We start from the raw sequence: 16,904 nt of genomic DNA on the forward strand, positions 1-16,904 counted from the left end.
GAATGGCGCAGCAACTGGAGCATGTCGGCCAGGTCGTCGGCCGCGAAGGCAAGACGCGCCAGCGCGTCAAGTTCGACCTCACGAGCGGCTCGTGGGCGGACATGGAAGGCTCCGTCAACACGCTGATCGACGATCTGCTGTGGCCGACCCGCGAAGTCACGCGCGCGGTCGCCGCGGTGGCACAGGGCGATCTGCTGCAGACCGTGCAACTCAACGTCGACGGCCGCCCGCTGGGCGGCGAATTTCTGCAGTCTGCCACCATCGTCAACACGATGATCAAGCAACTCGGCGTGTTCACCTCGGAAGTGACGCGCGTGGCGCGCGAAGTCGGCACCGAGGGCAAGCTCGGCGGCCAGGCCCAGGTGCCGGAAGTGACCGGCGTCTGGAAAGACCTGACCGAGAGCGTCAACTCGATGGCCAACAACCTCACCGGCCAGGTCCGCAACATCGCCGAAGTTACCATTGCGGTCGCCAATGGCGACCTGTCGAAGAAGATCACGGTCGACGTCCGTGGCGAGATCCTGCAGCTCAAGGAAGCCATCAACACGATGGTGGACCAACTCCGCTCCTTCGCTTCCGAAGTGACACGCGTGGCCCGCGAAGTCGGCACCGACGGAAAGCTTGGCGGCCAGGCAATCGTTCCCGGCGTCGCCGGCACCTGGAAGGATCTGACCGACTCCGTCAACGCGATGTGCGGCAACCTCACCGCACAGGTCCGCAACATCGCCAACGTCACTACCGCTGTCGCCCGTGGCGACCTCTCGCGCAAGATCACGGTCGACGTCCGCGGCGAAATCCTCGAGCTCAAGGACACCATCAACACGATGGTCGACCAGCTCAACTCGTTCGCCTCGGAAGTGACGCGCGTGGCGCGCGAGGTCGGCACCGAAGGCAAGCTCGGCGGTCAGGCCCAGGTGCCTGGTGTGGCCGGCACCTGGAAGGACCTCACCGACAACGTCAACTTCATGGCTTCCAACCTGACGGCGCAGGTTCGCAACATCGCCGATGTCGCGACCGCCATTGCCGGCGGCGACCTTTCCAAGAAGATCACCGTGAACGTCTCGGGCGAAATCCTTCAGTTGAAGGAAACGCTCAACACCATGGTCGACCAGCTCAACGCCTTTGCCGGCGAAGTGACGCGCGTGGCGCGCGAGGTCGGCACCGAAGGGCGGCTCGGCGGTCAGGCCAACGTGCTGGGCGTCGCCGGCACCTGGAAGGACCTCACCGAAAGCGTCAACTCGATGGCCTCCAACCTGACGGCGCAGGTCCGCAACATCGCCGAGGTGACGACCGCGGTCGCCAATGGCGACCTGTCGAAAAAGATCACGGTGGACGTCCGCGGCGAAATTCTGGAGCTGAAGGACACCATCAATACGATGGTGGACCAGCTCAACGCCTTTGCCGGCGAAGTGACGCGCGTGGCGCGCGAAGTCGGCACCGAAGGCAAGCTCGGCGGTCAGGCGCTGGTGCGCGGCGTCGCCGGCACGTGGAAGGATCTCACCGACAGCGTCAACTCGATGGCCAGCAATCTCACCGGCCAGGTCCGCAACATCGCCGAGGTCGCGACCGCGGTGGCCAAGGGCGACCTGTCGAAGAAGATCACGGTGAACGTCTCGGGCGAAATCCTTCAGTTGAAGGAAACGCTCAACACGATGGTCGACCAGCTCAACGCCTTTGCATCAGAAGTGACGCGCGTGGCGCGCGAGGTCGGCACCGACGGCAAGCTCGGCGGTCAGGCCCAGGTCACCGGCGTCGCCGGCACCTGGAAGGACCTGACCGACTCCGTGAACTCGATGGCCGGCAACCTCACCGCGCAGGTGCGCAACATCGCGGAAGTGGCGACCGCGATTGCCGGCGGCGACCTCTCGCGAAAAATCACGGTCGACGTGCGCGGCGAAATCCTGCAGCTCAAGGAAACGCTGAACACGATGGTCGACCAGCTCAACCGCTTTGCGGGCGAAGTGACTCGCGTGGCGCGCGAGGTCGGCACCGAGGGGCGGCTCGGCGGCCAGGCCAACGTACCCGGCGTCGCCGGCACCTGGAAGGACCTCACCGACAACGTCAACTCGATGGCCGGCAACCTGACCGGCCAGGTCCGCAACATCGCCGAGGTGACCACGGCGGTGGCGAAGGGCGACCTGTCGAAGAAGATCACCGTCGACGTCAAGGGCGAGATTCTCGAACTGAAGAACACCGTCAACACGATGGTGGACCAGCTCAACGCCTTCGCCTCGGAAGTGACGCGCGTGGCGCGCGAGGTCGGTACCGAAGGCAAGCTCGGCGGCCAGGCTCAGGTGCCCGAAGTCGCCGGCACCTGGAAGGACCTGACCGACAACGTCAACTTCATGGCCTCGAACCTGACGGCACAGGTCCGCAACATCGCCGAGGTCGCGACCGCGATCGCCGGTGGCGACCTCTCCAAGAAGATTACGGTGGACGTCCGCGGCGAGATCCTGCTGCTGAAGGACACCCTCAATACGATGGTCGAGCAGCTACGCTCCTTCGCCGCCGAAGTGACGCGCGTGGCGCGCGAGGTCGGCACCGAGGGCCGGCTCGGCGGCCAGGCCGTGGTGCCTGGCGTCGGCGGCACCTGGAAGGATCTGACCGACAACGTCAACCTGCTAGCGGCCAATCTCACCACGCAGGTGCGCAACATCGCGGAAGTCACGACCGCCGTGGCGCGCGGCGACCTGTCGCGCAAGATCACCGTGGACGTGAAGGGCGAAATCCTCGAACTGAAGAACACCATCAACACGATGGTCGACCAGCTCAACGCCTTTGCCGGCGAAGTGACCCGCGTGGCGCGCGAGGTCGGCACCGAGGGCAAGCTCGGCGGTCAGGCGCAGGTCCCGGGCGTCGCCGGCACCTGGAAGGACCTCACCGACACCGTCAACTTCATGGCAGCGAATTTGACCGAACAGGTCCGCGGCATCGTCAAGGTTGTTACCGCGGTCGCCAACGGCGACCTGAAGCAGAACCTGACGGTGAAATCGAAGGGCGAAGTCGCAGCTCTTGCCGACACCATCAACAACATGACTGAGACGCTCGCGACCTTTGCCGATCAGGTCACCAGCGTGGCGCGCGAAGTCGGCGTCGAGGGGCGGCTCGGCGGCCAGGCCAACGTGCCCGGCGCGGCCGGCACCTGGAAGGACCTCACCGGCAACGTCAACCTGCTCGCCGCCAACCTGACCTCGCAGGTGCGCGCGATCGCCGAGGTGGCGACCGCCGTGACCAAAGGCGACCTGACCCGCTCGATCCAGGTCGACGCCCGCGGCGAAGTGGCCGAACTCAAAGACAATATCAACACGATGATCGGCAACCTGCGGCTCACCACCCAGGTGAACACCGAACAGGACTGGCTGAAGACAAACCTCGCAAGATTCACCAACATGTTGCAGGGCCAGCGCGAGCTGTCCACCGTCGGCCGGCTGCTGCTGACCGAACTGGCGCCGCTCGTCAACGCGCACATGGGCGTGATCTACCAGGTCGAGAACGCCGAGAGCCCGCAATTGCACCTGCTCTCGTCCTACGCCGGCGATGGCGCCAATCCGCATCCGCAAGTCGTTCAGTTCGGCGAAGGACTGATCGGCCAATGCGCCATGGACAAGCGGCAGCGGCTGCTGTCGGACATTCCTCACGATACGGCGCCGGTGAATTCGGCACTGCTACGCGTGATCCCGAAAAACATCGTCGTGCTTCCTGTGCTGTTCGAGAACCAGGTGAAGGCCGTGATCGAGCTCTCCTCGATCTCGTCGTTCACGACGTCACAGATGACCTTCCTGGAACAGCTCACCGACAGCATCGGCATCGTGCTCAACTCGATCGAGGCCACGATGCAGACCGAGGGCCTGTTGAAGCAATCCCAGCAGCTCGCCGGTGAACTGCAGACGCAGCAGAAGGAATTGCAGCAGACCAACGAACAACTCGAACAGAAGGCCCAGCAGCTCGCCGAACGCAACGTCGAGGTTGAACGAAAGAATCAGGAAATCGAACAAGCACGGCGCGCGCTTGAGGAAAAGGCAACCGAACTTGCGCTGACATCGAAGTACAAGTCCGAATTCCTCGCCAACATGTCGCACGAGCTGCGCACGCCGCTCAACAGCATCCTGATCCTCGGCCAGCAGCTCACCGAAAACCCCGACGGCAATCTGTCGGCAAAGCAGGTCGAGTTCGCCCGCACCATCCACGGCGCCGGCACCGATCTTCTCAACCTGATCAGCGACATCCTCGACCTGTCGAAGATCGAATCCGGCACGGTGACGGTCGATGCCGAGGAAATCATGACGTCGAGCCTGCTGGAGACTGTCGGCCGCCCGTTCAAGCACGAGGCCGAAAACCGCCAACTCTGGTTCAACATCAATGTCGACGAGGACCTTTCCCGCAGCATGGTCACCGACTCCAAGCGGCTGCAGCAGGTGCTGAAGAACCTGCTGTCGAACGCGTTCAAGTTCACCGCGGAAGGCGGCGTGAAGCTGAGCGTTTCGGCCGCCGTCGGCGGCTGGAGCGCCGAACACCCGATCCTCAATCACGCCCCCGCCGTCGTCGCCTTCGAGGTGACGGATACCGGCATCGGCATTCCCTTGGAGAAGCAGAAACTGATCTTCGAGGCGTTCCAGCAGGCGGACGCCGGCACCAGCCGGAAATATGGCGGCACCGGTCTTGGCCTCGCGATCAGCCGCGAGCTCGCGAGCCTGCTCGGCGGCGAAATCCATCTGCGCAGCGCACCCGGCAAAGGCAGCACCTTCGTGCTTTATCTGCCGCTGAAATATTCCGGCCCGACGATCGCGTCACGCGTCGCCGCTCCGTCGCCATTCACGCCCGCGCCGGCGGCGCAAGCCACCTCAACGCAGGAGCGCGTCGTCGAGCAATTGCCGGACGATCGCCTCGATCTCGCGCCGGGAGACAACATCCTGCTGATCGTCGAGGACGATCCACATTATGCGCGGGTGCTGATCGACTTGGCCCGCGACAAGGGTTTCAAGGTGCTGGTCGCGAGCCGCGGCGCCGAAGCGCTCGAGCTCGCCAAGCAGTTCCAGCCGACAGCGGTTTCGCTCGATGTATTCCTGCCCGACATGCTGGGCTGGACCGTGCTGAGCCAACTCAAGCACAGTCCGCTGACGCGGCACATTCCGGTGCAGATCATCACGCTCGACGAAGACCGCCAGCATGCGCTGGCGCGCGGCGCGTTTTCCTTCGTCAATAAGCCGGCGACGACCGAGGGCGTCAGCGCGGCGCTGTCGCAGATCAAGGAGTACGCCAAGCCCCGCCGCAAGCGCCTGCTGATCGTGGAGGACAATGCCGCCGAGCAGATGAGCATCACCGAATTGCTCGGCCATGACGACATCGAGATCCTCACCGCCGACACTGGCGCCGATGCCTTGTCGACGTTGCGGAACCAGCCCTGCGACTGCGTCGTGCTCGATCTGCGATTGCCTGACATGAGCGGCTTCGAGGTGCTTGACCGGCTTCGCAACGACGAAACGCTATCGAACGTGCCGGTCGTGGTGTTCACGGGGCGGGAACTTTCGGCCGAGGAGGATGCGGAACTTCACACCATGGCGAGGAGCATCGTGGTGAAAGGCGTCGAGTCGCCGGAACGCCTGCTCGACGAAACGTCGCTGTTTTTGCACCGTGTGATCACGGAATTGCCCGTCGAGAAGCAGAGAATGCTCGAAAAGCTTAATAGCTCCGATGAGGATCTCGTTGGCAAGACCGCGCTTCTGGTTGACGACGACGCCCGCAACATTTTCGCGCTATCAAGCGTTCTCGAACGGCGCGGGATGAAGGTGCTGACCGCGACGACGGGCCATGAGGCCATCGCTCTGGTCGAATCAAATCCAAATATCGCAATCGTCCTGATGGATATCATGATGCCGCAGATGGACGGATATCAGACCATCGGTGTCATCCGCGAAAATCCGTCCTTCAGCCGCCTGCCGATCATTGCGCTGACCGCCAAGGCGATGAAGGGCGACCGCGAGAAATGCCTCGAAGCCGGCGCTTCGGACTATCTCGCCAAACCCGTCAATACCGAGCAGTTGCTGCTCGCCATCCGAATGTGGTTACACCGCTGACCGGCGTAAGCAGATGATGGATCAAGAGAAGGTAAACATTCTTCTGGTTGACGATCAGCCGGCGAAGCTGCTGGCCTATGAGGTCATCCTGAAAGAGCTCGGCGAGAACCTGGTCAAGGCCTCGTCCGGGCGCGAAGCGCTCGAATTCCTGCTCAAGAACGATGTTGCCATCATCCTGGTCGACGTCTGCATGCCGGAACTCGACGGGTTCGAGCTCGCGGCCATGATCCGCGAACATCCCCGCTTCCAGAAGACGGCGATGATCTTCATCTCGGCGATCCAGGTCAGCGATATCGACCGGCTGCGCGGCTATGAGATGGGCGCGGTCGACTACGTTCCGGTGCCTGTGGTGCCCGAAGTGTTGCGCGCCAAGATCAAGGTGTTCGCGGAGCTCTATCGCAAGACGCGCCAGCTCGAACGGCTCAACGTCGAGCTCGAGGACCGGGTTCGCGCGCGCACTGCCGAACTCGAGGAATCGCACGCCAGGCTTCTGGAAAGCGAGCAGCGCCGCAGTCTGGCGATCGCGGCCGGCAAGATGGGCTCCTGGGACTGGGACTGGGTCAATGGCGACTTTATGTGGGACGAAGGCCAGTATCAGATCCTCGGCGTCGATCCCGGCAAGTTCGAATTGACACCGGCCAATATCCAGGCGCTGCTTCACCCTGACGACGTTCATGAATTGCACGAGGCGTGGGCCAGCTTCGCTCGGGGCGCGAAATCATACGAAGCGGAATTCCGCATCATCCGGCCGAATGGCGAGGTGCGCTGGTGCGCGGGAACGGCGGCGGCAAGCACCGACAAGGGCGGCCGCGTCATCCGCGTCAGCGGCGTCACCGTCGACATCACCGAACGCAAGCAGGCCGAGGAGCGGCAAAGCCTGCTGGCGCGGGAGGTCGATCACCGCGCCAAAAACGCGCTGGCGCTCGCGCAATCCATCGTCCGCTTGACGCGCGGCGACAATGTGAAGAGCTACGTGCGTTCCGTCGAAGGACGGATCAATGCGCTTGCGCGCGTGCACACCGTGCTCTCGCTCTCGAGCTGGCAGGGCGCCGAAATACGCAAACTGATCGATGAGGAGCTGGCGCCCTACTCCACCGGCGACCAGATCGAGTTGTCCGGCCCGGAGATCCATCTCGAGCCGGCGACGGCCCAGACGGTTGCGCTGGCGCTGCACGAGCTCGTCACCAATTCGGCGAAGTACGGCGCGCTGTCTGCGCTGTCGGGCCGGCTGTCGGTGTGTTGGGAAGACCAGGCGGGCCTTCTCAAGATCATATGGTCGGAGACTGGCGGGCCACACGTCGAGAAGCCGGTCTCGCGAGGGTTCGGAACCAGAAGCGTCATCGCCAGCATCGAGTCGCAGCTTGGTGGCCGCGCGGAATTCGACTGGCGCCCGGAAGGGCTCGTGTGCCGCCTGTCGGTTCCGTTGTCGCAACGGCAGTTTGGCGCCGATCCGGTTTCGCTCATCGAAGTTACTATTGATGGCAATGGTCTGCGACGCGCCGAGCGGTGAGACTGCTAACGCGCCGCTCCCGCAGCGGCGGCGCCCTGCGGCCGGGCCGGTCCCATCGCCAATTCGATCGCACGCATCAAATCCGGCGGACGAAACGGCTTCTGCAGACAGATGACGTCGGAAAGTTCTGGCGTTTCGGACAGAAAGTCCAGCGCGGTCATTCCCGAAATCGCAATGACGGGCAGGCCCGGCACGCGGGCGCGCATCGCTGCAATCAGATCGGAGCCGTTGGTGCCCCGCAAAAAGATATCGACGATCGCAAGGTCGAAGCTCGCATCTTCGAACAACTTCAATGCGGATGCGGCGCTGTCTGCCTCGACGATTTCGAAACGATGGATACGCAGCACGATGGAAATCATCGTGCGGACGTCGGCCTGATCGTCAACAACGAGCACGCGGGGCATCGAAGCCTCCCGGGTCGATCGCACGAGCTTACGACGAGAATCCGTGGGTTTCGGTAGTTCCGCAGTCTTTATTCGGCCGGTCGGTAAAGAGGTGGTTACCCGAATCGGCTTCCCTGCTGTTCGCTTCAGACGATACGTGACCTTGGGTTGATTCCCGCCGCCGCGCCGCTAGCGTAGCTTGGCGGTGCGGCTCCTACTGGTATCGGCTGGATGTCCGGCCGCCTCGGATGCATTGTTGTTGCGGATCGTGTAGCTTCTGTGATTGGCGTGTTCGCTGCCAGTTTGACCGGAAGACGATATGGGTAACGAGCGCAACATCTTTCTTTCCACGATCGATGAAGGCGACGCGCAGCGATCGCATGGCTGTGGTCGGCGTCTCAGCGGTGCTGTTCGCCTGCGCCGTGCCGTTTGCCGGCTTGCCGCTGCCCCGGTCCCCGCGTTCGTCGCCAGCTACCAATCCGCGTTGGCGATCAACGACCTGATCACCGCTGTCCTGCTGTTTTCAGATTTCGCGATTACCCGCTCACGGGGCCTGCTGTTGCTGGCGAGCGGATATTTGTTCACGGCGATGGCGGCGATCGTCCACGCCCATACCTTTCCCGGCCAGCTCGTCGACGAAGCGCTGAAGCGCCGGTCTCACCTCAAGACGCTCTACACCTCGGGATACACCGAAAACGCCATCGTCCATCACGGCCGCCTGGATTCCGGCGTGCGGCTGCTTGCAAGACCCTATCGCAAATCCGAGCTTGCGCCGATGATCCGGCTGGCGCTTGCCAGTTGAAGCAAGCGCTGCGGCTGATATATCCGTGGATGGCACGCGAAAATGGATGCAGCCGTACGGACCGGCGCTTTGAAAAACCTGCTCACCGATATCTCCGGCGTTCGCGTCGGCCACGCCCACGACGCAAACGTCGCTTCCGGCGTCACCGCGATCCTGTTCGACTCGCCCGCCGTGGCCTCGATCGACGTGCGCGGCGGCGGCCCCGGCACCCGGGAGGAAGCGCTGCTCAGCCCTGAAAGCACCGTCGAGGCGATCGATGGCATCGCACTTTCCGGCGGCTCGGCGCTCGGACTGGATGCCGCCGGCGGCGTGCAGGCCTGGCTTGCCGAACAGGGGCGCGGCTTTCGCATCCGTGACGCGGTCATCCCGATCGTTCCGGGAGCAATCTGTTTCGATCTGCTCAACGGCGGCAACAAGGCATGGGGGCGCTTCCCGCCCTATCGCGATCTCGGCTACGCCGCGGCCAATGCGGCGGCTGCCGATTTCGCGCTCGGCAGCGTCGGCGCCGGCCTCGGCGCGACCACCGCCAATTTCAAGGGCGGCCTCGGCTCCGCTTCGGCACAGACCGACGGCGGCGTGACCGTCGGCGCGCTCGCGGTGGTCAATGCGGTGGGCAGCGTGACGGTCGGCGACGGCCCGTGGTTCTGGGCGGCGCCGTTCGAGATGGATAACGAGTTTGGCGGGCGAGGACTGCCGCCCTTGTTCACGCCGGATATGCTGAGAGCCCGCCTCAAGGGCGCGCCGTTAGCTGCTCCGTCGCAGAACACCACGCTGGTAGTCGTCGTCACCGATGCGGTGCTGACCAAACCGCAGGCCAGGCGGCTCGCGATGATCGCGCAAACCGGCATGGCGCGCGCCATCTATCCCGTGCATGCGCCGCTGGACGGCGACGTGGTGTTTGCCACCGCGACCGGCAAGAAGCCGATCGATCCACTGTTCGGCCTCACGGAACTCGGCATGGTGGCCGCCAATACGGTGGCGCGCGCGATCGCGCGCGGCGTATACCGTGCGACCGCGCTACCCTTTCCGGGTGCGCTCCCGGCGTGGAGCGATCGCTTCGGTTAGAGCATGGTCCGCGCTCAGGCGCTGAGCGAGAGCGACGCCGTGGCGCTCGATGAGATTGCCTTGGCTTCGCGCTGAATCATCTGCTCGATGAAATTGTAGGACGATGTCGCTGATGTGGATGAGCTTCCGGACGCAGGCGACGTCATCGTTACCTTCGATCCGTCTGCATAGTTCAAGGAGGTCGTCACCGAGCCGTCGCTGTTACTGACCGTCGTGCTCATCGCGCCCTGGCGCATCTGCGAGCGCGGATCAAAATTGGATGCGTCGGACTCGTTCGCCTCGTCCGGGCGGCGGCGATGCTCCTTCTCGGGCCGGAGCGCCGATGCCAGCTCCTTGATGCTGACCGAGCCGTCGCCGTCCTGATCGAGTTTTCCGAACACGCTATCGGCCTGCCCAATGTTGGTGCCGCCCGCGCCAAGCGCCTCTTCGAATTCCGTCTTGCTGATCTTGCCGTCACCGTCGCCGTCGATCTGCCCGAACAGGTCCTTCAGCGCGGCGTGGCGGGTCTTTAAGGCCGTCCCCGATCCTCCCGAGGACTGGCTTTGCGCGTCAAGCAGCGCGCTCATGGTTTCCGGCGATATCGACGAAAAGCCGTTGCCCGAGCCGGACCCTGGAGTGATTGATGCCGGCGTAGTCGGGGACGACTGGCCGAAGCTTGCGAAGTTCTGGCTGAGGCCGGTGGTCGGCGCAGACGATTTGGACGACGTCAGCGCCTTGAGGACATCGATGGCCGATGACGCGGCGCCCAGAGCAAAGAACATGGCGAAACTCCAACAATGCCGCGCGTAAAGCGGCCCACAGCTCGTGTTCCGTTTTCCTCAGCAAGCGCCATGCCATGAAGAAAACCCAATAAAACCGGGCCTTTCCGAATCCCGTCCGATCGGCAAACCCGGCAAGAGCTGCCCGCCACGGCAGATTTTTCCGCCCACAGGAGACGGCGGCGCCGCGCATTGCCCCCGGCCCGCCTGCATGTTACGCGGGGCCGTTCCGCCCTTTCGCAAGCCTTTCGGGAAAGCGCACATGTCCCAGCAATTTGCGTCGCGTCCCCTGGTCATCGCACCGTCGATCCTGGCGGCGGATTTCGCCAAGCTCGGCGAGGAAGTCCGCGCTGTGGACGCGGCGGGCGCCGACTGGATCCATCTCGACGTGATGGACGGACATTTCGTGCCGAACATTTCCTACGGCCCCGACGTCATCAAGGCGATGCGCCCGCATACGAAGAAGATCTTCGACGCGCATCTGATGATCTCACCCTGCGACCCCTACCTCGAGGCCTTTGCAAAGGCCGGCTGCGATCACATCACCGTCCATGCCGAGGCCGGCCCGCATCTGCATCGCTCGCTGCAGGCGATCCGCGCGCTCGGCAAGAAGGCCGGCGTCTCGCTCAACCCGGGCACGCCGGCCAGCACAATCGAATATGTCATCGACCTGATCGATCTGGTGCTTGTGATGTCGGTCAATCCCGGCTTCGGCGGTCAGGCCTTCATCAAATCCGCGCTTAGCAAGGTCAGCGACGTCAGGGCGATGGCCGCGGGACGTCCGATCGACATCGAGGTCGATGGCGGCGTCGGTCCTGATGTCGCCGGCCAATTGGCCGCGGCCGGCGCCAATGCGCTGGTCGCGGGCTCCGCGGTCTTCAAGGGCGGCACCGTGGACAGCTACAAGGCCAACATATCCGCGATCCGCAACGCCGCGGCGCTGGCGCGCGGCGAAGCGGTCTAGCCACTTCAATGTCGCACCTGCGGAACGCAGGGATGACAATGTCGTCGAAACACTAAAGAGCTGGCAGGAAAGCCACACCCGGCGCGCAGCAGCGATGGAACCCTAAAGTCCACGCTCCGGCCACAAAGCTTCACGCATCTCGCCATAAACGCGGACCAGCATCCCGCCTTCCACGGACGGGACAGAAATATGATCAAGGCCTTCATCACAGCCGCAATGCTCCTGGTACTCGCGCCCTCTGCCGCGCTCGCGCAGCGCGCAGGCGACGCGGCCCTCGGTGCAGTGGCCGGCGCCGTCGTGCTGGGCCCGATTGGGGCTGTCGCCGGCGCCTTCGTCGGCTATACGGCCGGGCCTTCGATATCGCGCTCGTGGGGACTGGAAGGCTCGCGCTCGTCGCGACACCGCAGACAGGCTTCAAGGGACAGCGTGCGAGGCGCCAGGGCGGAAGCGGTAGGCCCCGCATCCAATTCCGCCGGTCAGGCCGAACGGAGCGCCCGCGTCACCAGCTATCCCGTACCGAACCCGCCGCGCTCCGCCAAAACAGCGTTGCCGCCCGTTCAGCCCCTCGACTGAGCGCGCGCGCCACCCGTTACACGCTATCCGCCGGCGCCACTGCCGATCGTGGCGGCCTTGAACCCATCGAGTTGGGCGCCGGGCGCAATCGCGGGCTTCGCCATAGCCGTCATATCCCGACCAGCAGGCGATCGGCCAGCCAGTGCGGCAGCCCGTTGGCGCGGATGCGGTCGGCTGCCGCTTCGACGTCGTACGCCACGCGGCAATAGGTAATCTCGCGCGAGGTGGTGTCGAGCATCGCAAACGCAGCCGCCGGGTCGCCGTCGCGCGGCTGCCCGACCGAGCCGAGAACGGCGAGCCAGCGCCGGCCACCGAGCAACTGCACCGGCACATCGGATGTCGGAACGAAACCCGTCATCTTCGCCGCCGATGACATCGAATAGAGCGCCGGCCGGTGGATGTGTCCGCAGAAGGTCACATGGGCTTCGGCGGCCTCGATGCTACGCGCAGCATCGGTACTGCTGCGTACATAATGCCATCGTGCCGGATGCGATGCCTCGGCATGTACGTAGAGGCGATCGTCTTCCTGCCGCGTCAGCGGCAACTCGGCGAGAAAACGCCGTTGCGGCGCGCTGAGCCTGCCGCGGGTCCACTCGATCGCGGCCTGGGCCTCGGCGTTCATGGTCGCGGATGGCGTGCTGATCGCCTGATCGTGGTTGCCGATCACGGCGATGGCGCCGTCATCGACCAGGCCCATCACGGTATCGACCGCCCATTCCGGATCGGCGCCATAGCCGACCACATCGCCGAGACAGACAATCCGTTCCGCGCCGCGGGCGCGCGCGAAATCGAGGCACGCGCCGAACGCCTGCCGGTTGGCGTGGATATCGGCAAAAATGGCCAGTCGCACGCGTCTCCTCCCGATCCATCATCGCGCCCGTGCCTGCGCGCGCCTTGATGGATATCAAACAACGAGCCGCTTGCGCAGTTCGATTGCTAATTTGGGGCGCCTCAACTTACGCTTCGGAAAAGGGTTCACGGCGCCGAAATAGGTTTGCTGCTGTTCTCAGTCATCGTTACTGCGGTCCATGTGCTAACGCTAGAAGAGCCGCGCAAGCAAGCTAGGCCACCGCTCAATTCTAGCCCGCGATGCCCATGGCGTGATGGGTCAGCCTCTCCTGACGCCTTTCGGTTGGAACAGACTTGGCTTAAGCTGGTTCATCTGCTGGATTGGAGAATGCACAGATGAAGCCCTTCTTGACGGCGTTCGCAGTAGCACTTGTAAGCAGCACCTTCGCGCTTGCTGACACCCCAGTGACACCGGCAGAGGCCGAGAAGATCAAGGCTGCTTTGGAAGTCCTTGGCTGCACGGGCGGCAAGATGGAAAAGGAGACCGAGGCCAGCGGCTACTTTGAAGTCGACGACGCCAAATGCAAGGACGGTCAATACGACGTCAAGCTCGACAAGGACTTCAAGTTGATCGCGATGACCCGCGACTGAGTATGCTCAAGACCTGTTCCGTAGTGGGCGGTCCAGCGATAACCGAGATGGGTTAAACATGCGAAATCCGCATTTGATCTTGGCATGGCCGCTGCTATCCCAAGACAGAACACCGCGGCCCCCGGGGCTTGGCCTCAGCTCGGTTTCAGAAGGATCGTCAGTGCTTGCGCGGCGCTTCCAGGCCCTTGAGCAAAAGCGCCAGTAGCGCATCGATCCGCGCCGGGGCACCCGGCTCGTTCCATTCCTCGGCATGCGCGGGATGGTGGAAGCGGCTGGTGGCATCGAAAATGGCACGCGCCGAAACCTTGACGTCCGCGATCTCGAACTCACCCTGCTTCACGCCTTCGGAGAGGATCCGGGCAATCTGATCGACCAGGCAGTCCTTGTGGCAGCTCACGGATCTGCAGGCCTCGCGCGCCAGCGCCAGGTAAGTCGCAAACATCTCAGGATCGTCGCTGAGCCGCCTGTGCTTGATCGAGAACATCGTGCGCAGCCACTTCTCCAGCCGCGCCGGCGCCGGGCCGGAGCTTTCAGCGATCTTCAGGAGCGGCGCGCTGAGACGGTCGAGCCAGCGCTTGGCCACCGCCTCGCGCAGGGAGGCCTTGCTGGGGAAATGACGGTAGACGCTGCCGTGGCTGACATCCAGCGCGCGGGCGACGTCCACCACCGTTGCCTTGGCGAGCCCGTAGCGGCGCAAGACGTCCTCGGTGACCTCCAGGATTCGTTCGGGGGTCAAAACCACGACTTCGTTCATGCGCGCACCTGCGAAACGATGGGACCGGTGGTCATTCTAATTCCCTTGCAATCCGCGTTGTAAATCCTTTGGCGGATTAATGTTTCACCGGTTCCAGCCGCTCGGCCTGGGCGGCCAGATGGCGGGCGACGCTCTGATTGAGCCAGCGCTGGAGTTGGGCGGTGAGATGAATGAGATGGGCAGTCATTGGCGTAGTCCTTTGCAAGTCCCCGGCTCAGGGCCAACGAGCCGGGTGACGCCCGATCGATACCGGCGTCGGCAATGGATATAGCATCTCTCGCTGACAGATTTCAATATCTGTTATTCAATAACCCGTGATTGCCCGACCTCCGGAGCCCCCCGCCCCAAGCCTACTGCTCGTCCTTGGGCGGCATCCGCGGCGGGAGCAGCGGCGTAAACGATATGCCGTCGCCGTCGCGGGGCGCCGCGGCCAGTCCGCCGCCCGTGGAGGGATCGCCTCCCGACGTATCGATGATCGCCGTGGGCATGATGTACTCCCGGGCGGCCTCAAGCAGGCGGCCCCCGCCATCGCCAAAATCGGCGGCGCGACCGCCTTGCGGGCGGCCAGCGGCGATCTCACTGGCCGCCTTGTCGGTCTTCTGCGCGAGCGTTTCGCTATAAGGAATGCGAAAGGCCCTTGGCACACCGCTCGGCCGGTTGCCGTCATCGAGCGTTTCGACCCAGAGGTAGATCGAGCCCGGATCGCCTTCCAGCGAGTGCGGCTCCACGATCCGGGCGTGCAACAGCTTGAAGCTTGCGGGCAGCCTGTCGATGCTGGCCCACCCCAACAGGCCGCGCACGCCCATGAAGCTCGCGATGTAGAACGCGCTCGTTATCACCACGGCGACTGCCTTGGCCGGCCAGGGCAAGCGCGCATAGACCAGGACAATCAGCAACAGCGCACCAATCAGCGCGTAACTGAGAGAGAGCGTGAGGACGACCGATTGCAGGCTACTCACGACGCGGCATCCTGACGCCGGTTTTCGGATCGAGATCCGCGCCATTGGCACGGACGTTGCGGAACGTCTCCATCAGCGACTTATGCCGTTGCTGAACGTCGAGCACCTTGCCTTCGGCATCGAGCCAAAAGCGCAGCGCGGTCTTTTCCTGGCCGGTGTGGTCGAGCGTCAGCTTGTTGTCGAAGATCACCTGCGCGGTCGGATTGAGTTTTTGGACTTTCACGCTCACCGCGACGGGCTGGCCGGTCGTCGCCTGGAAGTGCGAGACGTTGACGGTGTATTCGCCGGCGACGATGCCGCGCACGGTGACGATCTCTTCCCTGATCGGCGACGCAATCTTCTTGCCGTTGACGATGATGAAATTGTTGGCGCCGCCGCGGTCGTCGCGATCGAGCGTGAGGAAGCCGGCTTCGCGGTGGCGATACCAGGCGATGTTGCCGGCGGGGTCCTGCACGAACAGATCGAGATCGTCGGGATGATTGTCCGGCCAGTCCATCGTGATGATGAATTCGGCCTTGGAATCGATCTTGCCGTCCTTCGCGTCCGGCGAGACTGCGAGCAGCGCCAGGAAGAACAGGAACGCAATCACCTGAAGCGCCTTGAACAGCATGACGCCCAGCGGATCGAAGGCCTCCTCGCGCGGATAGAGACCGAAATCGTCCATCATGCCGGCGTTCCCGGATGGCTTTCCAGGGCCGGGGTGACGTGCGTCTCGGTCAGCATGACGGCATCGGAAAACACCCGCTGGGTCGCGGCATCCAGCATGTAGTACTGGATCTTCACCAGGATGGAGCCGATCAGGCCGGCTAGCGTCGTGTACATGGCCACCGCCATGCCGTCGCTCATCAGGCCCATCGATGACTTCATCGCGACCTTGTCGGCCGCATCGAGGGTGGCGATCGGCGCCAGCATGATGATGAAGCCGATGATGGTGCCGAGCAGCCCGAGCTTCATCAGCGTGTCGGACACGAACGCGCCAAATCCGTTGGAGCCACGCAGCCGGTCGGCGAGCGAGCGGAGCAGCAGCGTCTGGTCGATGCGCCCGGCCGCCTGTGCGCTGGCCTTCTGTACCAGGCTGCGGATGTGATCCGTCACCAGCCCGCCCGGCAAGGCGCGCGCATCCTCGTCCAGCCCCCTTGCGCCGCCCGGGACCGACAGGATCGCGCGGCAGCGTCGCGTGATCTCGCCTTCACGCGCGATCGCGCGCGTCCGCCAGAAGCAATGGAAGCAAGTGACGATATAGAGGACGGCAATGACGCTCGAAATGTAAGTGCGGTCTGAAATGATCATCAGATGGAGCAGACCGTATCGCCACAAGAGCACCACGGCGAAAACCGAGAGCCCGGTGAAAATCATCCACAGCAGGAGTACGCTGCGTTCCGACGTATCCGCGCCGGATGATGCGGTCTCGGCGCCAGCCGTTGCCCTCATACTGCGTCAGCTCCCTGGAATGGCACGCCGCGGCCCAAAGGCCGCGTGCGAAAATAGTCCCTGGCTTTGATAGATCAGCGGTCACGGGTGCGTCCAAAGACATATGCCCACGGTTGGTTGGGAAATTTTCCCGACTTAGAGCTCACTGCATTGGCACGGATTGGCGGTGCTGTTACGCTTATCCGCAACTT

General features: G+C 63.7%; 13 protein-coding genes and 2 pseudogenes. 8 read left to right on the forward strand and 7 right to left on the reverse strand.

Features of this window, described 5'->3' with window-relative positions; genetic code table 11:
* Window positions 1-413: 413 nt before the first annotated feature.
* From KJQ96_RS41950 to KJQ96_RS06140, 3 genes and pseudogenes are all read left to right on the forward strand, one after another.
* Window positions 414-782, forward strand: a pseudogene (locus KJQ96_RS41950) (HAMP domain-containing protein); the annotation flags it as partial.
* A 183-nt stretch (window positions 783-965) separates the two neighbouring features.
* Window positions 966-6,074: a HAMP domain-containing protein gene (locus KJQ96_RS06135; RefSeq protein ID WP_375293145.1), complete on the forward strand. Its 5,109-nt coding sequence runs from the start codon at window positions 966-968 to the stop codon at window positions 6,072-6,074.
* Window positions 6,075-6,090: 16 nt separating this feature from the next.
* Window positions 6,091-7,584, forward strand: a complete 1,494-nt coding sequence (locus KJQ96_RS06140) for an HWE histidine kinase domain-containing protein (RefSeq protein ID WP_213285869.1) — start codon at window positions 6,091-6,093, stop codon at window positions 7,582-7,584.
* A gap of 5 nt (window positions 7,585-7,589) precedes the next feature.
* Here the strand turns inward: KJQ96_RS06140 and KJQ96_RS06145 are convergent, their stop codons facing one another.
* A complete protein-coding gene (locus KJQ96_RS06145; protein ID WP_213285781.1) occupies window positions 7,590-7,988 on the reverse strand; it encodes a response regulator in 399 nt (132 codons plus the stop codon).
* 359 nt (window positions 7,989-8,347) lie between these two features.
* Between KJQ96_RS06145 and KJQ96_RS06150 the strand changes: the two are divergent.
* Window positions 8,348-8,592, forward strand: a pseudogene (locus KJQ96_RS06150) (hypothetical protein); the annotation flags it as partial.
* Between the two features lie 246 nt (window positions 8,593-8,838).
* A complete protein-coding gene (locus KJQ96_RS06160; RefSeq protein ID WP_213285870.1) occupies window positions 8,839-9,834 on the forward strand; it encodes a P1 family peptidase in 996 nt (331 codons plus the stop codon).
* A gap of 14 nt (window positions 9,835-9,848) precedes the next feature.
* On the opposite strand, the gene KJQ96_RS06165 is transcribed toward KJQ96_RS06160, so the two are convergent.
* Window positions 9,849-10,595 carry an EF-hand domain-containing protein gene (locus KJQ96_RS06165; RefSeq protein ID WP_213285782.1) on the reverse strand — a complete coding sequence of 249 codons (747 nt, stop codon included), beginning with the start codon at window positions 10,593-10,595 and terminating at the stop codon, window positions 9,849-9,851.
* 259 nt (window positions 10,596-10,854) lie between these two features.
* Here KJQ96_RS06165 and rpe point away from each other — a divergent pair, with 259 nt between their 5' ends.
* Window positions 10,855-11,556 carry a ribulose-phosphate 3-epimerase gene (rpe, locus tag KJQ96_RS06170; RefSeq protein WP_213285783.1) on the forward strand — a complete coding sequence of 234 codons (702 nt, stop codon included), beginning with the start codon at window positions 10,855-10,857 and terminating at the stop codon, window positions 11,554-11,556.
* 189 nt (window positions 11,557-11,745) lie between these two features.
* Window positions 11,746-12,129 carry a hypothetical protein gene (locus KJQ96_RS06175; RefSeq protein ID WP_213285784.1) on the forward strand — a complete coding sequence of 128 codons (384 nt, stop codon included), beginning with the start codon at window positions 11,746-11,748 and terminating at the stop codon, window positions 12,127-12,129.
* Window positions 12,130-12,238: 109 nt separating this feature from the next.
* On the opposite strand, the gene KJQ96_RS06180 is transcribed toward KJQ96_RS06175, so the two are convergent.
* Window positions 12,239-12,979 (reverse strand): metallophosphoesterase, encoded by a 741-nt coding sequence (locus KJQ96_RS06180; protein ID WP_213285785.1) that lies wholly within the window; start codon window positions 12,977-12,979, stop codon window positions 12,239-12,241.
* A 335-nt stretch (window positions 12,980-13,314) separates the two neighbouring features.
* Here KJQ96_RS06180 and KJQ96_RS06185 point away from each other — a divergent pair, with 335 nt between their 5' ends.
* Window positions 13,315-13,569, forward strand: coding sequence for a hypothetical protein (locus KJQ96_RS06185; RefSeq protein ID WP_057843738.1), 255 nt, complete (start codon window positions 13,315-13,317; stop codon window positions 13,567-13,569).
* A 157-nt stretch (window positions 13,570-13,726) separates the two neighbouring features.
* Here KJQ96_RS06185 and KJQ96_RS06190 read toward each other — a convergent pair whose 3' ends face one another.
* The 4 genes from KJQ96_RS06190 to KJQ96_RS06205 form a co-directional block, all read right to left on the reverse strand.
* The gene (locus KJQ96_RS06190) at window positions 13,727-14,323 is read right to left on the reverse strand and encodes a TetR family transcriptional regulator (protein ID WP_213285786.1); all 597 of its coding nucleotides are present in this window, start codon (window positions 14,321-14,323) and stop codon (window positions 13,727-13,729) included.
* Between the two features lie 350 nt (window positions 14,324-14,673).
* Window positions 14,674-15,282 carry a hypothetical protein gene (locus KJQ96_RS06195; RefSeq protein WP_213285787.1) on the reverse strand — a complete coding sequence of 203 codons (609 nt, stop codon included), beginning with the start codon at window positions 15,280-15,282 and terminating at the stop codon, window positions 14,674-14,676.
* Window positions 15,275-15,949: a hypothetical protein gene (locus KJQ96_RS06200; RefSeq protein ID WP_213285788.1), complete on the reverse strand. Its 675-nt coding sequence runs from the start codon at window positions 15,947-15,949 to the stop codon at window positions 15,275-15,277. The genes KJQ96_RS06195 and KJQ96_RS06200 overlap by 8 nt, the downstream gene beginning before the upstream one ends.
* Complete coding sequence (locus KJQ96_RS06205; RefSeq protein ID WP_213285789.1) at window positions 15,946-16,713, reverse strand: MotA/TolQ/ExbB proton channel family protein; 768 nt, start codon at window positions 16,711-16,713, stop codon at window positions 15,946-15,948. Before KJQ96_RS06205 ends, KJQ96_RS06200 begins: the two co-directional genes overlap by 4 nt.
* Window positions 16,714-16,904 lie beyond the last annotated feature (191 nt).

It is taken from the genome of Bradyrhizobium sp. sGM-13 (assembly GCF_018398875.1).
GTDB lineage: Bacteria > Pseudomonadota > Alphaproteobacteria > Rhizobiales > Xanthobacteraceae > Bradyrhizobium.

Excerpts from the sequence above, each read along its gene's own strand:
- KJQ96_RS06135 (WP_375293145.1), top strand. The coding sequence starts at position 966 with ATGGCTTCCAACCTGACGGCGCAGGTTCGCAACATCGCCGATGTCGCG.
- KJQ96_RS06140 (WP_213285869.1), top strand. The coding sequence starts at position 6,091 with ATGGATCAAGAGAAGGTAAACATTCTTCTGGTTGACGATCAGCCGGCG.
- KJQ96_RS06145 (WP_213285781.1), bottom strand. The coding sequence starts at position 7,988 with ATGCCCCGCGTGCTCGTTGTTGACGATCAGGCCGACGTCCGCACGATG.
- KJQ96_RS06165 (WP_213285782.1), bottom strand. The coding sequence starts at position 10,595 with ATGTTCTTTGCTCTGGGCGCCGCGTCATCGGCCATCGATGTCCTCAAG.
- rpe (WP_213285783.1), top strand. The coding sequence starts at position 10,855 with ATGTCCCAGCAATTTGCGTCGCGTCCCCTGGTCATCGCACCGTCGATC.
- KJQ96_RS06175 (WP_213285784.1), top strand. The coding sequence starts at position 11,746 with ATGATCAAGGCCTTCATCACAGCCGCAATGCTCCTGGTACTCGCGCCC.
- KJQ96_RS06185 (WP_057843738.1), top strand. The coding sequence starts at position 13,315 with ATGAAGCCCTTCTTGACGGCGTTCGCAGTAGCACTTGTAAGCAGCACC.
- KJQ96_RS06190 (WP_213285786.1), bottom strand. The coding sequence starts at position 14,323 with ATGAACGAAGTCGTGGTTTTGACCCCCGAACGAATCCTGGAGGTCACC.
- KJQ96_RS06200 (WP_213285788.1), bottom strand. The coding sequence starts at position 15,949 with ATGATGGACGATTTCGGTCTCTATCCGCGCGAGGAGGCCTTCGATCCG.
- KJQ96_RS06205 (WP_213285789.1), bottom strand. The coding sequence starts at position 16,713 with ATGAGGGCAACGGCTGGCGCCGAGACCGCATCATCCGGCGCGGATACG.